This window comes from Syntrophorhabdus sp., from assembly GCA_012719415.1.
GTDB lineage: Bacteria > Desulfobacterota > Syntrophorhabdia > Syntrophorhabdales > Syntrophorhabdaceae > Delta-02.
Genome location: JAAYAK010000158.1, coordinates 1 through 4,938, shown reverse-complemented (window position 1 = coordinate 4,938; position 4,938 = coordinate 1). Strand labels below are relative to the sequence as shown.

Below are 4,938 nucleotides of genomic sequence, written 5' to 3'. Positions count from 1 at the left end.
GTCCCTCTCTTCCAGTAGAGCCCGCAGACGAGGATGGGGACGAAGGCCGCGCAGCTCGCGGCGGCGCCGATCATGAATATCTCGGCGATGTTGGCAAGACGAAGATAGGCGAGGCACGCGGAGAAGACTATGACGGCGATGTTGACCAGCTTTGAGAGGGTCAGCACCTTCTCATCGCTCATCTTTCTCCAGAGGGTCTTCTGGCAGAGGTCGCGGGAGATGGCGAAGGCCCCCTGCAGGGAGGTGCCCGCCATGGTCGACATGGATGCCGCCGCCACGGAGGAAAGGACTATGCCGATCCCGAGGGAGGGCATGATGGTCTTTATGAGCGTTGGCATCACCTTGTCGGTGTGTATGTCGGGGCCGAGTATGAGCTGTGCCATGGGCCCGGCGTAGTAGATTCCGTAGACGATGATGAAGGTCCAGACCGTGACGATCGGTATCGCCCAGTTGATCGCCTTCGCGTCACGGGCAATGAACATGTAATGGACGATCTGGGGCATTCCCCAGGGTATGAGGCTGGTGACGAGACAGACAGATATGAGGCCCCACCAGGATATCTTTCCCGGCATGGTGACATAGACATCGCCAAGCTTCCTGCCAAGCTCCTCGTAGCCGGAGACGAACCCGGTATTTGAATAGACGTAGAGAAAGAGAAGAAGGATGCCGAAGAACATGACAACGCCCTGAAGGAAATCGTTATAGATGGTCGATACTATCCCGCCTGTCGTCACGTAGAAACCGATGACGAAGATGACGATGATGAGCGCCCAGAAGAAGGGGATATGGAAGAGCACCTCGAAGAGGCGCGCCGTCCCCGTGAGGACGGCAATGGTATAGGCTATCATCGAGAAGGCGACGACCACGGCCAGAATGGGGCGCAAGGCCTCGGACCGGTACCGTTTCACGATCATCTCCGTGACGGTAAAGGCGCCGAACTTTTCCTGAAGCCTGCGGACCCTCTTGCCCAGGACCACCCAGACAAGATAGGTCATGAAGAATATGTTCGATGCGGCGACCCACATGAGGGACGTGCCCACATCATAGGCCTTTCCCCCGAACCCGATGATGAGCGTCGCGCTGTAGCAGGTGGCACCGAAGGCGAGAGCCACCGCCCAGGAACCCATGGAATGGCCCGAGGTGTAGTAGCTGTCGGCGCTCTTGATCTTGCGCATGCCCCAGATGCCTATTGCCACGTTTGCCGCGATATAGATGACGAAGATGATGATTGCCGTTGGAATGTAGCCTTCGAGGCCGGGAACGTAGTTCTGCATGTCTGTCTCCTTCGCAGGTGCCGCGTGAATTGGATGGTGCTGGTCTTCGGTATTCCCTTGAGGGAAGTACTGCGGATGCCGCCGGACCGTTCTTTCAGTCGTCGATCCTGTCGACCTTCCAATCCTCATCTTTGGCCGAGAACGCCGTGATGAGTGAAAGGGCAACGGTAACAAGTCCCACTACGTACGCCAGAAAGACGCCCCAGCTCAAGCCGAATATCATGATCGAACCTCACCTTTCTATCATTGTCTTTCGATGCGCGCCGAGACCCGGCACATCCGGGAACCTCGCGCCAACATCCTGCGTCAATATACGTTCCCGCAGGCTCTCCCCTCCCAACCAATGTGCCCAATCAACCCAAACCATACACGAACAGGCAAAGGCCGATACCCGCCTTCTCTGCCCGCCCCTGACGTCGGAGAAAAGGGATATACCCTCCCATCCCCCCAGGAAATCACCCCCACCCTCAGTCACTTTCATACCGTCCTATAGGTCCCACGCGTCCTATAGGTCCTATATGTCCTACAGGTCCTATGAATCCTATTGGTCCTATAACGACGAGCTTCTTGTCGGGGATTAAGGCGAGATTACTCTCTTGTTCTGGTTATGGTTGGTGCAGGTCCACCGTGGGTGGCGGGAAATCCGTGTTGGGGTAGAGGGGAAGTGCCTTCGACATGAACTCGATCCAGATGGGCAGCGCCGTTGTACCGCCCGCTTCCTTGGCTCCGAGGTTCGTCTTCTTGTCGTAACCCACCCAGACGGCACAGAGGAGGTTCGGCGAGAACCCGATGAACCAGGCATCGCGGAAGTCGTCGGTGGTCCCCGTCTTGCCTGCGAGATAATAGGGCATCTTCGCGGCGGCCCGTGCGGTGCCGCGCTTCACGACACCCTTCATGACGTCGACAAGGGTGTAAGCGGTCTCGGGTGTGACGATCGGCTCTTCAACGGCCTCTTCGCGATAGCGCTCCTCCCCGTCCATGGTCGTGATGGCCTTGACGGATATGGGTTGGACGTATGCTCCGCCACGGGCGAAGGTGGCATAGGCCGCGGCGAGTTCGATGGGAGCTATCTCTGTCGTACCGAGCGCGAGGGAAAGGTTCGGTTCGAACCTGCTCGTAATGTGGAGCTGCTTGGCCATGTCGATGACATTCTCGAGGCCCACCTGCTCGAGAAGGCGGATGGTTGCCGTGTTGAGGGAGAGCTCGAGAGCCCTGCGCATGGTCACATCGCCGTGATATTCGTTGCCGTAGTTCCGGGGGTTCCACCCGACGCCCGTGTAAGGGTTCGTGTAGGAGAGGGGGGAGTCCCTGAGCATGGTGTCAGGGGTGTATCCTTGCTCCAGGGCCGTGAGATAGATAAGGGGCTTGAAAGATGAACCAGGCTGCCTTCTGGCCTGCACGGCCCTGTTGTAAGGCGACTGGGAGAAATCCCGTCCGCCCACCAGGACCTTCAGCTCCCCTGTCTTGACCTCCATGGCGACGAGGGCCACCTCGGGCAGTTCCCTGACCCCGGGATGGCGTTTCTTGTAGGCTTCCATGCCTTTCTCTATGGCCTCGTAAGCGTACTGGACCATTTTGAGGTTCATCGTGGTCTTCACGTTGAAGCCGCTGGTGAAAACGTCCTGGGCGTGTTCCACATACTCCTCGAGCACCTGTTTCACGTATTCGGTGAAATACCCCGTTCTCTTTTCGTATGCCTTGAAGGGTGCGATGGCGAGTGTCGTCTCGACAGCCTTGGAGTAGCTCACCTTGTCGATGAACCCGGCCTCGTACATCTTTTTGAGGACCGTGTTGCGCCGTTCAACCGTCCGGGCGGCGTTTTTGTATGGGGAGAGGCGGGAAGGAGACTTGGTGAGCGCCGCCAGCATTGCCGATTCCTCCAGGGAAAGGTCCTTCGCCTTCTTGTGGAAGTACGTGTACGCGGCCGCTTCCACCCCGTGCGCCCCTTCGCCGAGGTAGATGAGGTTGAGGTACATGTTGAGTATCTCATCCTTGGAATAGGTCCTCTCTATCTGGATAGCGAGGATGGCCTCCTCTATCTTTCGCTTGTACGTCCTCTGGGGAGTCAGGTAGAGGTTCCGGGCGAGCTGCTGAGTGATCGTAGAGGCCCCCTCGGTGATCCCCTGTCTCATGACGTTGCGCAGGAAGGCGCGCCCGATGCCGCGGATGTCGACCCCGAAATGGCTGTAGAACCGCACATCCTCGATAGCGACGAAGGCCAGTCTCAGGTGCTTGGGCATTTCCGTCAGCGGGATGGGTATCCTCTTTTCGACAAAAAGCTCCGCGAAGAGGGTGCCGTCGTCGGCATAGAGCCTGGTGGCCGACTTGGGGCGGTAGCTTTCGAGCTGTTTAACGTCGGGGATCTCGAGGTAGTTCACGAGGCCGTAGCCGAGGCCCACCCCGAAGATCATGGGCAGCATGACGAGGATGACGGTGAGTTTTATAATCCTTGAATACATCCGGGGGTTATTATACTGTATATCACCCATGTTATCAAACAGGATCAGGGTCGTCGCGATAAGCGGACCCACGTGCACGGGCAAATCGGATCTCGCCGTCATGTTGGCGGAAGGCCTCGGAGGCGAGATAGTCAACGGCGACTCCATGCAGGTGTACCGCTATTTCGATATCGGGACGGCGAAGCCCTCGGCCGCTGCCCGCACGAGGGTCCCCCATCACCTGGTGGACATCGTCGATCCCGACGGGGAGTTCAACGCGGCCCTTTTTCGGGACGCGGCCGACAGGGCCATTTCCGATATCAGTGCACGGGACGCCGTGCCCATCATCGTCGGCGGCACAGGACTCTACCTGAGGGCCCTTTTCTACGGACTTTTCCCGGCGAAAAGGGACGGCGCGCTCCGCGAACGGCTGCGTGCCGAATATGCCCGGGACCCCATCGCGTTCTACGAGAGACTCAAGGCCGTCGATCCGGCGTATTCCTTAAGGATCAGCTTCCGGGACCGCGTGCGGGCTGTCCGGGCCATGGAGGTGTACCTTTTGGGCGGGAGGCCTTTCTCTGAGCTCGAGAAGGAGCACGGCTTTCGCGAGCCGCGGTATGATATCTGCGGCATCGGCCTCACGGCGCCGCGCGAGGAACTCTATCGCAGGATAGATGAGAGGGTGCTTGCCATGCTTTCCCGGGGTCTTGTGGGCGAGGTGAAGGACATTCTGGCGCGGGGTTATTCCGGTGAGTCGAAGCCCTTTTCGAGCATTGGATACCGCGAGGTCCTGCGATATCTTAGTGGTTCCATTGGATATGAAGATATGGTAAAAGATATACAGAAAAATACCCGACGCTATGCCAAGAGGCAATTCACCTGGTTTGCAAAAGAGAAGGACATGCGATGGTTCGAGCATCCCCGTGAGATGGACAGGATCATCGAGACGGTGTCGGGGTTTGCGGGTCGATGGAACTTAAGAACATCATAGAGGCGGTCCTCTTTTCATCAGCGAGGCCGGTGACGGTGAAACAGGTCGCTCGGCGTCTCGGGGAGTTTTCACTCGAGGAGATCGAGAGCGCCTTCCGCGCCCTTGCGGCGGAGTATTCCGACCCCGGGCGGTCCGTCGAGGTGGCTGAGGTGGCCGGCGGTTTCCAGATGAGGACGAAGGTCGCCTACCGCGACTGGGTCAGGCGTTTTGTCCGGGAAAAGGACGTGGGTCTCTC

General features: G+C 58.4%; 4 protein-coding genes. 2 read left to right on the top strand and 2 right to left on the bottom strand.

What is annotated here, in order from left to right:
* The coding region (locus GXX82_09555) for a hypothetical protein (GenBank protein ID NLT23280.1) at nucleotides 1–1,274 on the bottom strand (1,274 nt) is incomplete at its 3' end.
* Between the two features lie 605 nt (nucleotides 1,275–1,879).
* Nucleotides 1,880–3,733, bottom strand: coding sequence for a PBP1A family penicillin-binding protein (locus GXX82_09550; GenBank protein ID NLT23279.1), 1,854 nt, complete (start codon nucleotides 3,731–3,733; stop codon nucleotides 1,880–1,882).
* Between the two features lie 28 nt (nucleotides 3,734–3,761).
* On the opposite strand from GXX82_09550, the gene miaA reads away from it, so the two are divergent.
* Both miaA and GXX82_09540 read left to right on the top strand, forming a co-directional pair.
* Nucleotides 3,762–4,703, top strand: a complete 942-nt coding sequence (miaA, locus tag GXX82_09545) for a tRNA (adenosine(37)-N6)-dimethylallyltransferase MiaA (protein NLT23278.1) — start codon at nucleotides 3,762–3,764, stop codon at nucleotides 4,701–4,703.
* A partial coding sequence (locus tag GXX82_09540) for an SMC-Scp complex subunit ScpB (protein NLT23277.1) occupies nucleotides 4,682–4,938 on the top strand: 257 nt, incomplete at its 3' end. The genes miaA and GXX82_09540, both read left to right, overlap by 22 nt.